Origin of the sequence: Ruegeria spongiae, assembly GCF_023502395.1 — a bacterium.
GTDB classification, from domain to species: Bacteria; Pseudomonadota; Alphaproteobacteria; order Rhodobacterales; family Rhodobacteraceae; genus Ruegeria_C; species Ruegeria_C spongiae.
Window position 1 is genome coordinate 108,956 of the sequence record NZ_JAMFMB010000003.1, and the last position, 16,639, is coordinate 125,594.

A 16,639-nucleotide genomic window follows, 5' to 3' on the forward strand; every position below is an offset into this window, starting at 1 on the left:
ACACGATCGGATCGACTTGAATTTCGAGATGCAATAAGTTGAAATTAATATAAAAATTGACAGTTCATCAATGCAAAATCAGGAACAGGGTGAAACTTAGTACCTCGTTGTGTTGCAACCGTTGCAACATGGCCGTCACTCCGACCAGGCCTGCATCTTGCGGTCGATGGTCTTGCGGGATACCCCCAGACGACGGGCCGCTTCGGCGCGGTTGCCGCCACACAGGTCAACCATGCGCAGGATATGCCGCTGCACAACGAGATCCAGATTTTCGATCGCCTGTGTCCCGATGACACTGCCACCACCGGAAAATTCCTCGGGGAAACCGCCCAGGATCACCGATCTTTCGATCAGGTTGCGCAGCTCTCGGACATTGCCTGGCCAGTCATAGCGGCGCAGCTTCAGCAAGGTTTCCTCGTCCAGCTGCAACGAGGGCATGGCAAGTGCCGCTGAAAACTGGGCCATGAAATAGGCGGCAAGTTCGACGATGTCATCCATCCGGTCCCTGAGCGGCGGCATGTCGATCTTCACCACATGGATGCGGTGATAGAGATCGGCGCGGAAGCGCCCCGCCGAGACAGCCGCCTCGATGTCATCATTGGTGGCGAACAGGAACCGGACATTCAGCGGTATCTCACGCTCGGCTCCCACCGGGCGCACTTTCTTATCCTCAAGCACGCGCAATAACGCGGCCTGCACCGTTTCGGGCATCTGTGCAATCTCGTCCAGCAGCAGCGTACCGCGATCGGCCAGCAGCAACAGGCCTGGCTTCAGCCGATCCTCGGCCCCGACGATGCCGAACAACTCCTCGGCAAAGCGGTCCGGCTGGATCGTGGCGCAGTTGACCGGGACAAAGGGGGCCACCGCCCGGTCTGACGCGTCATGCAGATGCCGTGCGGCCAGTTCCTTGCCGGTACCACTGCCGCCGGTGAACAGAACCGACGTTGGCAGCGGTGCAAGACGCGCCAGCATGGCACGCACCTCTTCCATCGGCTCGGAATTGCCCAGCAATTTGCCATGCCCGCTGCCCGAGGACAGTTCGCGCCGCAGCAGCGTGTTGTCGCGTTCCAGATACTTGCGGTCAAGAGTCCGGGCGACGGCGCTCAGGATCTGGTTCGCGCGAAATGGTTTGAGGACAAAGTCACTGACCCCGGCCCTGAGCGCCGCGATGGCCGTTTCCAGATCGGCATAGGCGGTGATCAGAATCGCGTCGGCAAAGAACCCCTTGCGCTTCTGCTCGGTCAGCCAATCCAGACCTGTGCCACCCGGCATCAAGTTGTCGAGGATCACCAGGTCATACTGCGCCTCATCCAGCGCTCTGGTCGCCTGCGCGGGTGAGCCAACGGCATCCGCGCGCTTCACCCGTGTCTCCAGCGTTTTTGTCAGAAAGTGGCGCATTCCCGGCTCGTCATCGATCACCAGGATCGACGCCCCCGACAACGAGGGGCCGTACATGTCCAAAGAGTGGCTTGGTGGCGCATTCATGATGTCAATCAAGCCTCACAGTGTCGCCCGGACTGCGCGCATCGGTCGAATAGCCCAGTTCGTGCAGCCCGAAATACGCACCCACCGAAATGACGATCATCGCGGCAAAGCCCATCATCATGGCCTTCATGGTCAGTCCTCCCTTGTTGCTCGGCGCAGGAATGCGATCAGATCGGCCCGGTCGCGCTCACCGGCAATCACCTGCATCGGCATTTTCGAGCCGGGGATATAATGGTCCGGCCCCTTGTCGAACAGCGTGTCGATAGTAGTGTCGGTCCAGATAATTGCAGACCCGTCGAGCGTTGGCGAGTAGCGATAGCCCGGCACGACCCCGGCCCTGCGCCCAAACAGACGGTGCAGCGTCGGCCCCGCCTTGCGCGATGGACCGGCCTTGAGACTGTGGCAGATCGAGCATTTGCGCATAAATTGCCGCTCGCCGTTATCCATGGTGGCTACATCGCGCAGGAAACTGCGCCTGCCACCCCCGGCGGGGTCGTAAGTGTCCAGCAACGCGACGGGCCAGGCAAAGATCACGTCCTCGATCCCGCCCGCGTGAATCACGGTGCCATCGGTGGAAAAGGCCAGCGCCCAGACCGGCCCCTCACGCATGGCGCGGAAATCACGGGTGATCAGCCAGGTGTTGGTGTCCACGATCATGATATGCCCCTCGCCGTCCCCGATAGCAAGCTGGCCGGTCTGCGGGTGGTGCTCCATCGACAGGATCGGGCGGCGGTCGAGCGTGAAATCAGCCAGTTGCGCACCCGTCTCCGGGTCGATCACGCGCGTCGCGCCGTCAACGGCGCCATAGGCAATCCAGTCATCATGCACGACAATGCGGTTGATCCCGAAGCCGTGATTGGCAATCACGCGCGCGGTCAACTGGCTGTCCGTTCCCTCCCAAACCCGCAGGGTTCCATCTGATGAAGACGAATAAAGAGTGCCATCTGGTGAGAACGCGACATCCGTCACGTTTGACCGGTGGTCCAGCAAGTCAAAGATCTCAAGGGCCAAAGAGTCTGGCACATCGGTGCCTGACAGATCAACAATGTGCAGCAGGCGGATGGTTCCATCCCAGCTCGCGACAGCGATACGAACGGGATCGGCGCCAATGGCGATGGCGCTGATCTTGCCTTTGAGTTTTGTTAACTCGACAGGGTCGTTTCGCTGCGAGTGCCAGAGAAGAACACGAAAGTCGTCGCCCCCCGACAGCAACGCAGGCGCAGCCTCGTAATTCAGAGCAGTCACCGCGGCATCGTGGCCCTCCAACCATTCCGGCCCCGGCCAGAGCCCCACCGAGTTGTCAAAACTCGCTGACGCGAGCCGACCCTCGGGCGACACGTCAAGCGCCATGATCGGCCCGCCATGACCCTTGTAGGTGATAAAGTCCTGTGCCGCAGCAGGCAGCGCCAGACACAGGCACAGGCACAGGCACAGGCTATTGAGCAGGCGTTGCATCTTTGGGTGCCGCCTTGCCTTCTTCTTCCAGCTCTTCCAGCCAGAGCGAATGATGCTGTCGGGCCCAGGCCTCGTCCACCTCGCCCGAGCCCATGGCATCATAGGCGCCTTCCATCCCGACAGAGCCGATATAGATATGGGCGATGATGATCGCCATCAGGACAAAGGCGACGATGGCGTGCCAGGCTTGCGCATATTGCATCTCTTCATGCGGGGCGAGGTCCGTGGGCAGCGGGCCGTAGAAAGGCAGTTCGGTAATCCCCACGCTGCGCAGGATGTCGAAGGTTTTCAGGAACATCGGGAATTCAAACGGGAACAGCAGCGACACCCCGGTCAGAGAAATTGATGCCCCCAGCAGGATCACGCTCCAGAAGATGATTTTCTGACCGCCATTGAACTTCTTGGCGGGCGGGTGTTTGGAACCGACAATGCCCCCGGCCTGCGCGAACCAGGTAAAATCAGTGCGGTTCGGGATGTTGTGCCAGACCCAAAGGCAGAACACGGCGATCAGCGCGACTTCAAAGGCCCAGGCCACGTTGTTGTGAATAAGTTTCGCCCCCATCAGCAGGGTCGCGTTGAATTCCTTTGAAATGTAGGGCGCAACGAACATACGCCCGAACAGGGTCAACAGGCCGGTGATCCCCAGCAGGATGAATGACCCCGCCAGCAACCAATGGGCCGCGCGTTCAAAGCTCTTGAACCGTGTCACGGTGCGCCCCGTCTTCTCATAGTCCAGCCTGATCCGGCCCCGCAGGACAAAGAACACCAGCAACAGTGCAAGGGTGCCCAGCAGCAGATACCCGCCATAGGTCGCCAGCGGCCCCTTGCGGAATTCCAGCCAGGCCATGCCGCCATCCTGCATCAGCACCGAGGCGACCTCGCCCCCTGAGGACACGGTTATGTCCGCCGACCCGTAGCGCAGCGCGCGCCACAGCTCGGGGTCTGACGCTCCGCCGAGCGTACCCAGCTGGCCCGACAGATCACGGGCCGCACCGGCGGCGTCACCTGTCTTGGGCGCGACCTGCTCGCCGCGCTGGCGCGCCATGATATCCTCAAGCGTTTGCGCCCCGCCGGTGGCAGAACGGTCCGGTGTCGGCGTAGCTTCCTGCGCCGCGACCGGAAGCGCCAGACAAAGGGCGAGTATACAAAGAAGAAAGCGCATAGGAGTCCTCAAGTAGCGAAGCGATAGGACATTGAAGAGGTCCTCACGTGGTGAAGCGGCAGGGCACGAAGAAACATCCTCAAGTAGCCGGGCAGCGGATCACCCCACCACCCTTAATCAGAAATGCACCCAACGTTGCGATATCCAACAACACCTTCAGGGACAGTCTTGCCACGGTTCCGGCCTGATCAAAGCGGCGCGCGCTTGAACCCGCGCCGTGAATAGCTCCCGGGATTACCCGTCCTGACGGCCATAGGCTGAACCCCAGCCCCACGCGCCCGAACCGAAACCACGGGCAACCACACGCTCGCGGTAGATGGCCGACACGACATCGCCATCCCCGGCCAGCAGCGCCTTGGTCGAACACATCTCGGCGCAGATGGGCAGCTTGCCCTCGGCAATCCGGTTGCGCCCGTATTTTGCAAACTCGGCGGTGGAGTGGGTTTCTTCGGGGCCGCCAGCGCAGAAGGTGCATTTGTCCATCTTGCCGCGCGACCCGAAATTGCCTGCCTGCGGGAATTGCGGCGCGCCGAAGGGGCACGCGTAGAAGCAATAGCCGCAGCCGATGCAGAGGTCCTTGGAGTGCAGAACCACCCCTTCTTCGTTCTGATAGAAGCAGTCCACCGGGCAGACCGCCATACAGGGCGCATCGGAACAATGCATGCAGGCCACGGAAATCGACCTCTCACCGGGGTCCCCATCGTTGATGGTTACCACGCGGCGGCGGTTGATGCCCCAGGGCACCTCATGCTCGTTTTTGCAGGCCGTGACGCAGGCGTTGCACTCAATGCAGCGCTCGGCATCGCAGAGAAACTTTGCTCTTGCCATCTCTCGGGTCTCCTTACGCTGTCCAGATCTTGCAGAGAGTCACTTTGCTCTCCTGCATCTGGGTGACTGAATCATAGCCATAGGTCTGGGCCGTGTTGCAGCTTTCGCCCAACACATAGGGGTCCGCCCCTTCGGGGTATTTGGACCGCAGATCCTCGCCCTGGAAATGGCCACCAAAGTGGAACGGCATGAAGGCCACGCCCTCGCCGACCCTGTTGGTGATCATTGCCATCACCTTGACCTTGCCGCCTTCGGGTCCTTCGACCCAGACTTGGCTGCCGTCCCGCAAGCCCAGATTGTTGGCGTCACGCGGGTTGATCTCGACAAACATGTCCTGTTGCAGCTCGGCAAGCCACGGGTTCGAACGGGTTTCGTCGCCGCCGCCCTCATATTCAACCAGACGACCGGAGGTGAGGATGATCGGATAGTCCTTTGAAAAGTCCTGCTTCTGGATCGATGCGTACATCGTCGGCAGGCGATAGAACTTACGGTCCTCATAGGTCGGATAGTCCGCCACCAGGTCCCTGCGGTTGGTGTAAAGCGGCTCGCGGTGCACCGGCACCGGATCGGGGAAAGTCCACACGACCGTGCGGGCCTTGGCGTTCCCGAAGGGCGCACAGCCGTGCTTGATCGCCACCCGCTGGATGCCGCCTGACAGGTCGGTTTTCCAGTTTGTCTCGGGGCCCGCCACGGCATCAATCGCGGCGCGTTCCTCGCTGGTCAGATCACCATCCCAGCCCAAATCCATCAGCATCTGCATGGTGAATTCCGGATAGCCATCCTGAATTTCCGACCCCGCGCTTGCGACCCCTTCGGCCAGCAGGTTCTCACCGTCCCGCTCAACACCAAAGCGCGCGCGGAAGGTCAGGCCACCCTCGGCCACAGGCTTGGACATGTCATAGAGGTTCGGCGTACCCGGATGGTTCATCTCGGGCGGACCCCAGCTGGGCCATGGCAGACCATAATAGTCGCCATCTGCCGGACCACCCACGGCTTGCAGCGTCGTCCGGTCGAAGGTGTGCTGGTTCGCCATATGCTTCTTGATCCGCTCGGGGCTTTGGCCGGTATAGCCGATTGTCCACATGCCGCGATTGATCTCGCGCAGTGTATCCTCGGGCTCGGGTGTCAGGCCGTCTTCTTCCAGCTTGATATTGCGGAAGATGCGGTCATGGAAACCGAACTTCTTCGAAAACAGAGCGATAATCTCGTGATCCGGCTTTGATTCGAAGAGCGGGTCGATGACCTGCTCGCGCCACTGAAAGGACCGGTTCGAAGCAGTGACCGAACCACGGGTTTCGAACTGGGTCGTCGCCGGCAGCAGGTAAACCCCGTCGGTGCGGTCATGCAGCACCGCCGAGACGGTTGGGAAAGGGTCGATGACGACCAGCATGTCGAGCTGCTCCATCGCCGTCTTCATTTCCGTCATTCGGGTCTGCGAGTTGGGCGCGTGGCCCCACAGTACCATGGCGCGGACCTTGCTGGGCTGATCGGTGTTTTCCGGGTCTTCCAGAACACCGTCGATCCAGCGCGACACCGGGATACCGGTGAGGTTCTGCAGCGACTTCTCCTTGCCGTCCGCACCTGTGGTCTTGTCAAACTGACTGGCCAGCCATTCTGGGTCTTCGCCCCAAACGCGGGCCCAGTGGCCCCAGGCCCCTGCTGACAGGCCATAATAGCCCGGCAGCGTGTGGCTGAGAACGCCAAGATCGGTCGCGCCCTGCACATTGTCATGACCGCGGAAGATGTTGGTACCGCCACCTGCGGTCCCCATGTTCCCCAGCGCAAGCTGCAGCACACAATAGGCGCGGGTGTTGTTGTTGCCATTGGTGTGCTGCGTGCCACCCATGCACCAGATCACGGTGCCGGGGCGGTTGTTGGCCATGGTCCGGGCAACGCGCTTGAGCTGCGAGCCGGGGGCACCGGTCACACGCTCGACCTCTTCGGGGGTCCAGCGGGCAACTTCGTCCTTGATCTGATCCATGCCCCAGACGCGGGTGCGGATGAACTCTTTGTCCTCCCACCCGTTGTCAAAGATGTGCCACAGGATCCCCCAGATCAGCGCCACATCAGTGCCGGGGCGGAAGCGCACATACTCGTCCGCATGGGCCGCGGTGCGGGTAAAGCGCGGATCGCAGACGATGACCGGCGCGTTGTTCTGCTCCTTGGCGCGCAGCAGGTGCAAGAGCGAGACGGGATGCGCCTCGGCCGGGTTGCCGCCGATGATGAAGATCGCCTTGGAGTTATGGATGTCGTTGTAGCTGTTGGTCATGGCGCCGTAGCCCCATGTGTTCGCAACACCCGCAACGGTGGTCGAGTGGCAGATACGCGCCTGATGGTCGACGTTGTTCGTGCCCCAGTAGGCTGCGAATTTGCGGAACAGATAGGCCTGTTCGTTGTTGTGCTTGGCCGAGCCCAGCCAATAGACGCTGTCCGGGCCGCTTTCGTCCCGAATCTTCATCATGCCGCCGCCGATCTCGTCGATCGCCTGTTCCCAGCTGATGCGCTTCCACTCGCCACCCTCTTTCTTCATCGGGTATTTGAGACGGCGCTCGCCATGGGCGTGCTCACGGACCGAAGCCCCCTTGGCGCAGTGCGCCCCCAGGTTGAAGGGGCTGTCCCAGCCGGGTTCCTGACCCGTCCAGACACCGTCCTGCACCTCGGCCATGACCGTACAGCCGACCGAGCAATGCGTGCATACCGTTTTCTTCAAATCAACTTTGCCCGCTGCCGCCGTGGCAGCGTCGGCTTGGGTGACCGTCCCGCCCGTGGCGGCGATCGCCGACAGGCCCCCAATCACCAGCCCCGAACCGCGCAAAAAAGCGCGCCGGTCTACCGAGGCATTGGCTGCTTCAGACAGGATACTTGTCCGCTGGGGGCGTCGCGCAACCCCGTTGGTCTTTTTCCTCAGCATGGTTTCCTCCCTTGCTTGCGTCCCGTTGACCCGGGTTGCTCGCTTGGTTTCGTCTTTGGCCTGCAGCAGTCGGGCGTCACGCAACCAGTCGCTGTTGGCCTGCCTCGTCCGGGCTGATTCCCGGGCGCGGCCCTCCTCCCGTGTTGGCGCGCCTAAAACCGCGCGCTGTCAAAATACGCGCGGGTATGCGCCGTATCCTGCATCGTTTCCTTGCTCAGGTCCGGTTCAACCGCCTCGGCCTGTGTACCGGTCGCCACTGCAACCGCCGCAACGGGTGCCGCCGTTGTGGCCAGTTTCAGAAAGTCGCGGCGCGTTGCACCGTCTTCTTTCCCGTTCATCGACATGTCTCCTTTTGATGTTGCCGGCAGGTTGCCCTGCCCTTGATGACGCCGATCACTCGGTGCCGCTCATCCGGAAGGCTTCCGCCTCCACCGTCATGAAAATCCGCCCCACCGTGCCCACCGGCGTGTAAAAGACCGAGGTCTTGGCCTCTTCGAGGTCGGCAAAGAAATGCCCGGCCCAAGGGCCGATATGCGTGTTGAAGAACTGTTTTTGCGCGGCAAGCTCCGCTGGCGGACCGAAACGGCCAACGATCATGGCCGCCATCATCTCCATCAGGCTGGCAATGCTGTCTTCGGGTTCGAACACGGTCTCTGACCGCTGCATTCCCTTTGCCGCCATGTTCTGGCGCAGCAGCGCCAGCGGTTTTTCGTTCAGGAACCCGGTCAGGTAGTAACTGGCGAAGGGCAACAACTCGCCCCGCCCCAGACCGATGAAAAGCTTGTTGAACTCTGTTTCCGCCGCCTTGGGCTTTGTCACGCGGGCCAGCTTGGCCAGCATGCCGATGGCCTGCCCCAACTCTGTTGCGTCACCGTTCAGGCTGCCAGTCTGCGCCAACAGCATCTCGTCGGGCGGGCTGGCCAGCAGCGCGCCGAGAAAGTTGTAAAGATCGGCGCGGGCGCGATCCATGTCTGCAATCTGAATGTCCTGGGCGGCGTTCATCTTCGTGTCTTCCATTCTTAGGCCGTGTCAAAACTGAACCGCATCCGCCGCTGCGGCATCGCAACGGGCGCGGGATCAGGCTCTGGTAGAGGCTGCGGGTCGGCCTGCGCGACAAGCGGCGCGGTGTCGGCTTCTGGCTCAATCTCTTCGGTGACAGGGTCCCGCGTCGCCTGCTCTTCGGTCTCCTCGACAAAGGCTGTCAGCATGCCTTTGCCCACCTGATAGGCGGTCTGCAGGTTTTCGACGACGGTCGCGGCGTCGGTGTAATCCTCGCCGTAATCGACCAGCCCGTCGAGATTGGCGAGCGTCGGGTTCAACCGCCAGAGCCGCCGCAGCGCGCGGGTCTTGAGACGCTGAGGCAGTTCGGCCCGCAGGAAATCCCGAACCGCGTCGGGACTGTCCAACGCCTCGGGTTCGGGCAGGTCGAGTTCCGTCAAAATCTCGTCATCCGGGCGGGCCTCAAGCCTGGCAGCCTCAGTTTCGACCATGCGGACCTCGACCGCCTGCGCTTCGGCCTCAACCCCGGCGCGGCGCCGGGACCAGAAATCGCGCCCGTCACTCAATGCACCCGCCTCCGCTGCCGCGCAGGCGAGGCATAGATGTCCCCCGCTCCTGCGATCCGTGGATCACCGATGCCGTCCTGGGTCAGGTCGGTGCGTTTCTTGTCTCGCTTTCGTTTGATGAAAACCTCATCGTGATGGAAGTCGGTGACAAAGGCCTGCACCCAGGCCATCAGACCATCGGGCATCGGCACTTTCTCGACGATCTCCTCGCCGCTATCGGTGTAATCCTGCGCCTCGTAAGGCGACGCGGTGACCAACACCATGTCGAGCGGCTGTTCGCCACCTTCCTCGCGCATCACGACATAGATCGCAGGCACCTGAGCCGACAATCCATGCAAATACGCCTCGGTCTCGGCCCCGTGCAGATTCAGAGTCAGGGTCGCGGCGTGGTATTCGACCGCCTCGCTGTCGCGGCGCAGCTCCTGCCAATCGGCGGGTCCGGCTCCGGGCAAGACAGCGACGGCTTTCCAGCTGTAAGAGGCCCAGCGGGTCACGCCCGGCAGCCGTCGCAAGACGACACCCAACGGCATGTATCGGTGCTGGTCGGGGTTTCGGATCACCCAATCTCCTCCTTGAGATCTATCAAACCGCCAAAGCCAGTAGCCGAGAAGGGCATACTTCGAGATCTATCAAACCGCCAAAGCCAGTAGCCGAGAAGGGCATACTTCTGTAAAAGACACTTCACGAGGCGCTTCTGGCAAATTGGCCAGCCTGCCCGAAGGCCGCGCGAGATATGGGACGAAATGTCCAATGTGAGCGTTTGACTCAGGATTTCAGATCCGAGCCGGGTCGCGAATCATCCGCCGGAAAAATGGCCTGTTGAGGCCCCTTGCCCGCACTGAAAATGGTTTGTGATGCGCCCCGATCCTGACTAGGCTGAGGTCAAAGAATGCTCGAACAGGGGGCCAAAAGCCACCTGCGGCAGGGGAGAAAAACGTGATCAAATCATTGATAACGTGCGATTGTTTGGGAAGCCAGACCATCGATGCCGAGGGCTTGTCTCGAGCGACCGGACTGAACGTCGTTCGGCCCTGCTCGGCCCTGTGCACAACCCAACTGGACCGCGCGCAGACTGCGCTCGAAGACGGGGATGCTGTTTTTTGTTGCAGCCAGGAAGCCTTGGTTTTCGAAGAGTTGGCAGAGGGTCTGAACCGCCCCGCACCGCCGACCCTGGACCTGCGAGACCGCGCTGGTTGGAGCGACGACAACGCCCCGAAACTGCCCAAAATGTCCGCGCTCATCGCCGGTGCAATGATGCCCGCAGAGCCGGAAAAGACCTTGGATGTGATCAGCGAGGGCATGTGCCTGATCCTCGGTCCCGCCGACGTGGCGCTGGAAGCCGCCGCGCAGTTGAAAGAGTATCTGGGCGTCACCGTGTTGATCGAAAGCAGCGATCTGCCCGATACGCGGGAGTTTGACGTGGTTCTGGGCAGGTTGCGCCGCGTCTCGGGAGCGTTTGGCGGATTCGAGGTGGTGATAGACGCGCTGCAACAGGTGAACCCCGGCGGTCGCGGGGCGTTCACGTTTAGCGAACCGCACGACGGGGCCGTGTCGCACTGCGATATCATCCTGGATCTGCGCGGCGGCACGTCCCTGTTCGCCGCACCGGACAAACGCGACGGCTACCTGCGCGCCGACCCGGGCCATGCAGCTAGCGTGGCTGCCGCGATCATGGCCGCCTCGCATCTGACCGGCACTTTCGAAAAGACGCTCTACGTCAAGACCACGCCCTTGCTCTGTGCTCATTCCCGCGCCGAACAGACCGGGTGCACCAATTGCCTCGACCTGTGCCCGACCGGGGCCATCACCTCGACCGGAGAGCATGTGGCGATTGACCCGATGATCTGCGCGGGCTGCGGGGCTTGCTCCGCCGCCTGCCCATCCGGCGCGATCTCCTATGACGCACCGCCGGTGGATGTGACGATGCGGCGGGTGCAGATCATGGCCAATGCCTATCTGGACGCGGGTGGCACCGCACCGCGCCTGCTGGTCCATGACGCCCATGGCGCAGAGATGGTGCGGCTGTCGGCACGCCACGGGCGCGGGCTACCTGCCGATGTTGTCCCGCTAGAAATGTCCGCGATCGGTGCTTTTGGCCATGCCGAAGCCGTCGCTGCCCTCGCCGCCGGCTTTGCGTCAGTCACAATGTTGCCCGGCCCCACCGCCGATCTCCCGGCGCTGGAGGCACAAATCGCACTGACCACCGCCATTGCCGGTGCGGGCAGGGCTTTCCTGCTCGATACGTCCGACCCGGACACTATGAGTGACGCGCTTTACGACGAAACGGTCCCTGCCCCGGTCGACAGCCCCGTTCGCCCCATCGGCACACGGCGGCAGATCACGCGGCAGGCGGCACGCGCACTGCATCCCGGCACCGACGAGGTTCCGCTGCCCCCGGATGCGCCCTATGGCGCAGTGCTGGTCGACACAGATGCGTGTACTTTGTGCCTGTCCTGCGTGTCGCTCTGCCCCTCGGGCGCGCTTGGCGACAACTCCGACAAGCCGCAATTGCGCTTTCAGGAGGACGCCTGCCTGCAATGTGGTCTGTGCGCCAGCATCTGCCCCGAAGATGCGATCACCTATGAACCCCGCCTCGACCTGACCAACGCAGCGCTGAGCCAAAGGGTTCTGAACGAGGAGGAACCCTTTGCCTGCATCGAATGCGGCGCGCTCTTCGGGTCCAAATCCGCCATCGACCGGATCAGTGACAAGCTGAAGGATCACGCCATGTTCTCGGGCGACAAACTGCGCATGATCCAGATGTGCGACAATTGCCGGGTGAATGCGCAGTTCCACGCGACCGACAACCCCTTTGCGGGCGGCGAACGGCCCCGCGTGCGCACCACCGACGACTACCTGTCAAAACGGCGCGATCACTGATGTTGCAGGGGTTGGCCCAGATCGGCAGGGTCCAGAATGGAGATATAGGCCAGGATCGCCTCCAACTCGTCCAGCGTCAGCACGACAGGCGCAATCGGCGACGGGCGATCGACCGGAAACGGGTCGGTCACCTCTGCAATCTGGGTGAAGGCTGCGTGGGGTTTGAGCACATAGAACCCGGCGAACCGCACCCGCCAGTCGTCAAACCCGCGCATGACGAAGAAACTGGGGGTAGAGCCGATGCCGAAACTGTCCCTGCCCCGCTCGGTCACGTGGCAGCGTCCGCATTTGGTCCAGGCCAGTCCCTGCCCCACTACGGCATCGCCCGCCATGTCGACCCGTGCTGCCGCTGCCTTTTGCACCCTTGGCTCGGTGAAGATCGGCGCGCCCTCGGGCGCAAAGCCCTGAATGGTGCGGCTGCCCACCTGCGAGGTCAGCCAGTCGGCAAAACGTTGTGCGCCCTTGGCCTCACCGCGCAACTGCATATGCCAGGTTTGCCCAAGGCCCGAAAACAGGGCATGCCCCTCCGGGCCCAACAGCAACTCGGCCTGTGCCGGATCGCCCACGAGGTCGACCTTGACCTGGGTCTTCAACGAAAAGCGCGGTGCGATGTATCGGATCAACCCGCTTTCGACCAGCGCGGACGGGGCGTAAAAGGCCACCCGCTTGTCATCGGCCATTGCCAAACTCGGCAACAGGACCAAGATCAGAACCAGAAAGCGCATTGGGTCAACCTAGGACCCCTGGGCGCAATTCGTCAACGATAGCGAGGATACAACCCAATGAGCGACGTGGCCGACGTCACCTTTCCTCCGCTGATGTGGGGCGAAGAAGCGCCGGGCAGCGCCTTCGACCACGCGATCATGCGCGCGACGCTTGGCTGTGACGCAGGGCTGATCGCGTATAAGCTGGGTGCAGCGGAAATGGAGGCGGCGCTGGTCTTTGCCCCCGAGGTGCCGCTGGGCCAGGCGATGACCATGCTGCCCCTTTGTGGCGTGGGCTTGCAGAACGCGCTGGGTGCGCTTGCCCCACCCGAGGTGGCCGTACATCTGGATTGGTGGGGCGGAATCCGCTTGAACGGCGCGCGCTGCGGCAGGTTTCGCGCTCGCGCCTCGGACACCGATCCCGAATCCATTCCGGACTGGCTGGTAATTGGCTTCAACTTGCCCCTGATCCCCGCGACCCGAGAGACAGGCCAGACGCCGGATGAAACAACACTCTTTGCCGAAGTCTGCGCCGATGTCGCGCCCCCGGCCCTGCTCGAGGCTTGGGCGCGACACACGCTGAACTGGCTCAGCCGATGGGAAGACGAAGGCGTCGCGCCGGTTCATGCCGAATGGCGCGGGTTGGCGCTTGGGATCGGGGAAGACGTGCGGAACCGGTCCCTGACCGGGACGTTTCGGGGTGTGGATGAGGCATTCGGCATGCTGTTGCGAGACGACGACACAACCCACCTGATCCCGCTCACCACTGTGTTGGAGGGCCCGGCATGAAACTCGCCCGCGCGATCCATTTCGACGAAAGCGACATGAACGTGTTCGCCTCCCCTGCCCGCACGGGAGAGTGGTGCATCTCTGGCGGGTTCGAGTTTTCGAACTGGTCCGACGCGGACCTGACAGGCAAGGCGCGGCAAGCGTTTGCCAATGGTTGGCTCGGGCTGGAAACCGGCGGTCGGGTGACCTTTGTTGCCGTGACCGCGCTGGAACCGGCCGAGTTGGACAAGCTCACCGACCTTCTGTCGCATCATTTCGTGTCCTATTACGGCGCGCCGTCGGTCAAGGATGCCCGCCCCGTCGCCGCCGAGGAACTGGCGCAGATGGTCGAGCTGTGCGAGGATCATGACCCCAACACGCTGCTGACCGTGGCGCGCGAACTGGCCGAGGCAGGTGTGCGCGAAGCCTATCGCACGATCCAGCCGCAGGATGCCGGGCTGGACCAGTTCGCAATCCATGGCGATATCGACGAATAGGCGGTGCCAATCCCTATTGTGCGTTGAACACAAACAGTGTTTCGCCGTCGATCATGTAGCCATCGATCAGGACCTGCGCGCGCCCGGAGGTCAGCCAGTCTTCCAGCTTGGCTACCAGATCGGATTTGACATGCGGGTGCCGCACCGGGTTTATGGGCAGATAGGCATATTGATTGAACAGCACCGGATCTCCGGCGAAGAGCAGCGCCAGATCGCCCTTGTTGCCAAAATTCAACCAGCTTGCCCGGTCGGACAGGATATAGGCGTCAAGGCCAGAGGCCGTGTTCAGCGCCGCCCCCATGCCCGCGCCCACGGCACGATACCATGTGCCGAAACCCTCGGCCTCCAACCCCGCATCCTGCCACAGGGCAAGCTCTTTCTTATGTGTTCCGCTATCGTCGCCGCGACTGACAAAGGCGGCCTCGGACGCCGCAATATCACGCAGGGCGTCAGCAGCGGTCTCTGAATCCGCGATACCCGCAGGGTCGCCGGACGGCCCGACAAAGACAAAGTCGTTATACATGATCTCGCGCCGATGCGTGCCATAGCCTTCACCCACAAACGCCTCTTCGGCGGTCCGGGAATGCACCAGGATCGCATCCACGTCCCCGGCCCGGCCCAACCTGAGTGCCTGACCTGTGCCAACGACCAGCAGCTGCACCTCCAGATTCAGATCGCTGGCAATCTCTGGCAGCAGCACCTCGGCCAGCCCCGAATTGTGAAACGAAGTCGTGACCGCCATACGCATCTGATCCGCCGCAAGGACCGTATTTGCGATGAAAACCGTCAGAATCCCGGCAATGAACCCCTTTGTCATTCCACAATATCCCCTTTCAAAAAGGCCCGCGCTTCGGGCGTTTGTGGTCCGTCGAAAAAGGCGTCGGCCGGTCCTGTTTCATGCACTTTGCCGCCCAGGATGAACACAACCTGATCCGCGATCCGGCGCGCTTGTCCCATGTCATGGGTGGACAGGATCAGACGCGTTCCCTCACCCTTGGCCTGCAGCAGGATCGCCTCGATCTCGCGGGTGGCGCGCCCGTCGAGCGAGGCCGTGGGTTCATCGAGAAAAACCAGCGCAGGGTCGGTGATCAAAGCGCGTGCGAGGGCAAGCTTTTGTTGTTCGCCACCCGACAGGACCATGGCGCGGCGCGGCAGATGCAGCTCAAGTCCGACGCGTTTGGCCCATTTCCGCGCTGCCTCTCGGGCCACGCCACGCGCCACGCCGCGCAGGCGCAACGGGTAGATCAGGTTGTCTTCCACTGTGCGGCGCAGGACTATGGGACGTTGGAAGACAAAGGCCTGGTGATGGCGCGCAACACCCGTGTCGCAGGCCCATCGTACCGTGCCACCCGTCAGGCGCGCGGTGCCGTGCATCAACCGCAACAGCGTCGTCTTGCCTGCACCGTTGGGGCCCATCACCACACACAGGCCTCGCCCGTCCAGCGTCAGGTCTGCAGGCCCCACCAGCCGTTTGCCCCGGCGCGAGGTCTCGGCCCCCTCAAGGACCAGCGGGAACAGCTCGGTCACCATCGGCTGTCCCTCTCGGTCTGGCCGATCCAGTGGATCATCAGGTTCACACCAAGCGCCAATGCAATCAGGATGATGCCAAGCGCAAGGGCCAGCGCAAACTGCCCTTTGCCGGTCTCAAGCGCAATGGCAGTGGTCAGCACGCGCGTTGCATGGTCGATATTGCCGCCGACGATCATGATGGCACCGACCTCTCCGATCCCGCGTCCGAACCCGGCCAGCGCCGCCGTCAGCAGGGCCCGCCTAGCGTCCCAGATCAGCGTCCTCATCTTCTGCACCTGCGTCACGTTCATCGAGATCAGCAGGTCGTGATATTCAGCCCAGAGCTCGCGTAGCGATTGGTGCGCGACAGAGGCGATCAGCGGCACGATGATGATCACCTGCGCCACGATCATGGCGGTGGGTGTGAACAGCAGCCCCAAGGCACCAAACGGACCCGAGCGGGACAGAAAGATATAGACGATCAGGCCGACCACCACAGGCGGCAGACCCATGAGCGCGTTCAGCATCGCGATGGTGGCACGACGCATGCGAAAGCGGCGTACCGCCAGCAGCGCAGCCAGAGGCAGGGCGATCACGCAGGCGATCACCAACGCGGTCAAGGTGACGCGCAGCGAGAGCAGCGCGATCTCTGTCAGTTCTGGATTCAGCGTGACGACCAGCCAAAAGGCGTGGCGCAGCCCCTCCCAAAGATCGACGATGGTCAATCCTCCGCGTGTTAGTCATGTGCAGGTTGGCCGGTTTTTCCGGGGGATACCAGCCCTGTTGCCGTGCGCTGCATCGGTGATGTCAACCTGTCTCTCAAACCGGATCAAAGCGCTGTTTTCAAGGTCAAATTGTCCGAGGCTGGCTCTGGT

At 62.3% G+C, this 16,639-nt stretch carries 17 protein-coding genes; 3 read left to right on the forward strand and 14 right to left on the reverse strand.

Annotation, left to right across the window (positions count from 1 at the left end; genetic code table 11):
- Positions 1 to 135: 135 nt before the first annotated feature.
- From M3P21_RS03710 to M3P21_RS03750, 10 genes are all read right to left on the reverse strand, one after another.
- The gene (locus tag M3P21_RS03710; RefSeq protein ID WP_249706911.1) at positions 136 to 1,485 is read right to left on the reverse strand and encodes a sigma-54-dependent transcriptional regulator; all 1,350 of its coding nucleotides are present in this window, start codon (positions 1,483 to 1,485) and stop codon (positions 136 to 138) included.
- 4 nt (positions 1,486 to 1,489) lie between these two features.
- Positions 1,490 to 1,615 (reverse strand): hypothetical protein, encoded by a 126-nt coding sequence (locus tag M3P21_RS22520; RefSeq protein WP_283780833.1) that lies wholly within the window; start codon positions 1,613 to 1,615, stop codon positions 1,490 to 1,492.
- A 2-nt stretch (positions 1,616 to 1,617) separates the two neighbouring features.
- The gene (locus M3P21_RS03715) at positions 1,618 to 2,940 is read right to left on the reverse strand and encodes a c-type cytochrome (protein WP_249706914.1); all 1,323 of its coding nucleotides are present in this window, start codon (positions 2,938 to 2,940) and stop codon (positions 1,618 to 1,620) included.
- The gene (locus M3P21_RS03720) at positions 2,921 to 4,102 is read right to left on the reverse strand and encodes a formate dehydrogenase subunit gamma (RefSeq protein ID WP_249706917.1); all 1,182 of its coding nucleotides are present in this window, start codon (positions 4,100 to 4,102) and stop codon (positions 2,921 to 2,923) included. The genes M3P21_RS03715 and M3P21_RS03720 overlap by 20 nt, the downstream gene beginning before the upstream one ends.
- Before the next feature lie 234 nt (positions 4,103 to 4,336).
- Positions 4,337 to 4,930, reverse strand: coding sequence for a formate dehydrogenase FDH3 subunit beta (gene fdh3B / locus M3P21_RS03725; RefSeq protein WP_249706918.1), 594 nt, complete (start codon positions 4,928 to 4,930; stop codon positions 4,337 to 4,339).
- 13 nt (positions 4,931 to 4,943) lie between these two features.
- Positions 4,944 to 7,841, reverse strand: coding sequence for a formate dehydrogenase subunit alpha (locus M3P21_RS03730; protein ID WP_249706920.1), 2,898 nt, complete (start codon positions 7,839 to 7,841; stop codon positions 4,944 to 4,946).
- A gap of 152 nt (positions 7,842 to 7,993) precedes the next feature.
- On the reverse strand, positions 7,994 to 8,179 hold the full coding sequence (locus M3P21_RS03735; RefSeq protein WP_249706922.1) for a ubiquinol-cytochrome c reductase iron-sulfur subunit N-terminal domain-containing protein: 186 nt from the start codon (positions 8,177 to 8,179) through the stop codon (positions 7,994 to 7,996).
- Between the two features lie 55 nt (positions 8,180 to 8,234).
- Positions 8,235 to 8,858: a TorD/DmsD family molecular chaperone gene (locus M3P21_RS03740; protein WP_249706923.1), complete on the reverse strand. Its 624-nt coding sequence runs from the start codon at positions 8,856 to 8,858 to the stop codon at positions 8,235 to 8,237.
- Positions 8,859 to 8,860: 2 nt separating this feature from the next.
- Positions 8,861 to 9,406, reverse strand: coding sequence for a DUF3306 domain-containing protein (locus M3P21_RS03745; protein WP_249706925.1), 546 nt, complete (start codon positions 9,404 to 9,406; stop codon positions 8,861 to 8,863).
- Positions 9,403 to 9,936 (reverse strand): DUF3305 domain-containing protein, encoded by a 534-nt coding sequence (locus M3P21_RS03750; protein ID WP_249707119.1) that lies wholly within the window; start codon positions 9,934 to 9,936, stop codon positions 9,403 to 9,405. The genes M3P21_RS03745 and M3P21_RS03750 overlap by 4 nt, the downstream gene beginning before the upstream one ends.
- 406 nt (positions 9,937 to 10,342) lie before the next feature.
- Here M3P21_RS03750 and M3P21_RS03755 point away from each other — a divergent pair, with 406 nt between their 5' ends.
- Entirely contained in the window at positions 10,343 to 12,286 is a 1,944-nt protein-coding gene (locus tag M3P21_RS03755) for a 4Fe-4S binding protein (RefSeq protein WP_249706927.1), read from the forward strand.
- Here M3P21_RS03755 and M3P21_RS03760 read toward each other — a convergent pair.
- On the reverse strand, positions 12,280 to 12,966 hold the full coding sequence (locus M3P21_RS03760; RefSeq protein ID WP_249706929.1) for a hypothetical protein: 687 nt from the start codon (positions 12,964 to 12,966) through the stop codon (positions 12,280 to 12,282). The genes M3P21_RS03755 and M3P21_RS03760 overlap by 7 nt on opposite strands.
- Before the next feature lie 102 nt (positions 12,967 to 13,068).
- Here M3P21_RS03760 and M3P21_RS03765 point away from each other — a divergent pair, with 102 nt between their 5' ends.
- Positions 13,069 to 13,779 carry a biotin/lipoate--protein ligase family protein gene (locus tag M3P21_RS03765; RefSeq protein ID WP_249706931.1) on the forward strand — a complete coding sequence of 237 codons (711 nt, stop codon included), beginning with the start codon at positions 13,069 to 13,071 and terminating at the stop codon, positions 13,777 to 13,779.
- Positions 13,776 to 14,255, forward strand: coding sequence for a DUF6505 family protein (locus M3P21_RS03770; RefSeq protein WP_249706934.1), 480 nt, complete (start codon positions 13,776 to 13,778; stop codon positions 14,253 to 14,255). The genes M3P21_RS03765 and M3P21_RS03770 overlap by 4 nt, the downstream gene beginning before the upstream one ends.
- A 13-nt stretch (positions 14,256 to 14,268) precedes the next feature.
- On the opposite strand, the gene M3P21_RS03775 is transcribed toward M3P21_RS03770, so the two are convergent.
- The 3 genes from M3P21_RS03775 to M3P21_RS03785 are packed head-to-tail and all read right to left on the reverse strand — an operon-like array spanning position 14,269 to position 16,483.
- Entirely contained in the window at positions 14,269 to 15,072 is an 804-nt protein-coding gene (locus M3P21_RS03775; protein ID WP_249706936.1) for an ABC transporter substrate-binding protein, read from the reverse strand.
- Positions 15,069 to 15,785: an ATP-binding cassette domain-containing protein gene (locus tag M3P21_RS03780; protein WP_249706939.1), complete on the reverse strand. Its 717-nt coding sequence runs from the start codon at positions 15,783 to 15,785 to the stop codon at positions 15,069 to 15,071. The genes M3P21_RS03775 and M3P21_RS03780 overlap by 4 nt, the downstream gene beginning before the upstream one ends.
- Entirely contained in the window at positions 15,779 to 16,483 is a 705-nt protein-coding gene (locus M3P21_RS03785; protein ID WP_249707121.1) for an ABC transporter permease, read from the reverse strand. The genes M3P21_RS03780 and M3P21_RS03785 overlap by 7 nt, the downstream gene beginning before the upstream one ends.
- Between the last annotated feature and the right edge of the window lie 156 nt (positions 16,484 to 16,639).